This window comes from Kitasatospora sp. NPDC059088, from assembly GCF_042738155.1.
In the GTDB taxonomy this organism is placed as follows: domain Bacteria; phylum Actinomycetota; class Actinomycetes; order Streptomycetales; family Streptomycetaceae; genus Kitasatospora.
In genome coordinates, this window is the sequence record NZ_JBHYGR010000241.1 from 1 (window position 1) to 1,800 (window position 1,800).

Here is a 1,800-nt window from a genome sequence, read left to right on the forward strand (position 1 = left end):
GGCGGGGGGGGGGCCGCGCGCGCGCGCCCACGCGCGGCCCCGCCCTGCGGGGCGCGCCCCCCCCCCGCGACGGCGCCCAGCAGGGCGGCGATGCGGCCGCGCGTGCTGGTCCTGCCCGTCTTGTTCGTCGCGTTCGCCAGGTTCGTCAGGTTCGTCATGGGCGTCCGGGGTCCTTCCGCTCACGCCGCGTCCGCGTGGACGCGGTCGGGAACCAGCCTGCGCATCGGGACACTTCGTTGGCGAGCGTCCGGACGCGATTCGCCCCGGGAACGGACCGTCAGGACCCGAACGGCCCCGGACGGCTCCGGGGGCGGGCAGTGGTGAGCCACCCGTCGCGGACCTCCCAGGTGCCGCCGTCCGCGGTGGCGCCGCGCAGGCCGTGCAGGGTGTCGGGGCCCGCGAGGGCGATCATGTGCGGCTCGGCGAGGGCGGCGGAGCCGAAGGTCCGTTCGGCCGTCCAGGCGGTGCTGTGCCGGAGCCGCCGGGCCAGTCGGGCCCAGCCGAGGGGCGCGGCGGCGATCACCCAGGCGTCGGGCTCCTGGGCGGTGAGGCGCCGGGCCGGGCGCAGCCAGGAGGCGGCGTGTTCGGGCCAGTCGGTGACGGTGAGGACGGTGCCGCCGCGGGCCTGCCAGGCCTCGGTGAAGGCCAGGGCCGTCGCGCGGGAGGCTTCGTCGCGGCTGTGGCCGACGGCGACGGTGTGCACCCGGGGGCGGCTCGTGGTCAACAGGTGCAGCAGGGCGGCGAGTTCGACCTCGGTGTGCCGGGCGGGCACGGGCAGCGGCCGGTCGGCGGGTTCCGGGGCGGGCACGGGGGTGGGCACGGCGTCCCCGGCTCAGGCGTCGTGGAAGACGAGCCCGAGGGCGTGGCGCCGCCCCGAGCGTACGGTGCTCACGCCGTGCCGGACGGGGGCGGCGGAGTGGCCCCGGGCGGAGCGCACGGGCCGGTCGCGGGTGGTGAACACCAGCCCGTGGCCCTGGGGGAGGACGGTGCTGGTGCCGCGGGACTGTGCGCGGGGGCGCTGTTCGACCAGGAGGAACTCGCCGCCGGTGTAGTCGGTGCCGTGCCGGTCGAGGCCGATGACCACCTGGAGCGGGAAGACGAGGTCGCCGAAGAGGTCGCGGTGCAGCGCGTTCCAGTCGCCGGCCCCGTAGCGGAGCAGGATCTGCGAGGACTTGGCCTGGCCGGCCGCGTGGCACTGCTCCAGCCACTCGTCGAGGGAGTCGGGCCAGGGCGCGGGGCGGCCGAGCTTCGCCGCCCAGTCGCGGGCGACGGTGAGCAGGTGCGGGTAGAGGGCCCGGCGCAGGGCGTCGACGGGTGGCGGCGGCTGGTGGGTGAAGTAGCGGTACCGGCCGGAGCCGAAGCGGTGGCGGGCCATGTCGACGGTGCTGCGGAACAGGTCGTCGCGGTCGTAGCGGGCGGCCAGTTCCCGGCATTCCGCGGGGGTGAGGAGCTGGGGGGTGAGGGCGCAGCCGTGGGCGTCGAGCTCCTCGGCGAGGGCGGGCCAGTCGGCCGAGTCGACGCGCTGCCGTACGGGTGCGGGGGAGGCGGTGGTGGTTCGGGTGCTCACGGGCCCAGTCTGCGGTGCGGCGTTGCCCGCTGCTGGCGGCTTTCGGACCGGGAGGTGTCGGCACGGCCGCGGGTGGCGGCGCGGTCGCAGGTGGTGGCGGGGCGTGGGGGGGGGGGGGGGGGCCCCCCCCCCCCCGGGGGGGGGCGCCCCGCGGGGGGGGGGGGGGTGGGGGGGGGCGGGGGGCGGGGGTGGGGGGCGGGGGGGTGGTGTGTGGGTGTGGGGAGTGACTGGAG

2 protein-coding genes are annotated in these 1,800 nt (G+C 78.3%); both read right to left on the minus strand.

Annotated elements, in window-relative coordinates:
* Positions 1-277: 277 nt before the first annotated feature.
* Entirely contained in the window at positions 278-820 is a 543-nt protein-coding gene (locus ACFWXO_RS44470) for a hypothetical protein (protein WP_380532753.1), read from the minus strand.
* Positions 821-832: 12 nt separating this feature from the next.
* The gene (locus tag ACFWXO_RS44475) at positions 833-1,567 is read right to left on the minus strand and encodes a 2OG-Fe(II) oxygenase (protein ID WP_380532756.1); all 735 of its coding nucleotides are present in this window, start codon (positions 1,565-1,567) and stop codon (positions 833-835) included.
* Positions 1,568-1,800 lie beyond the last annotated feature (233 nt).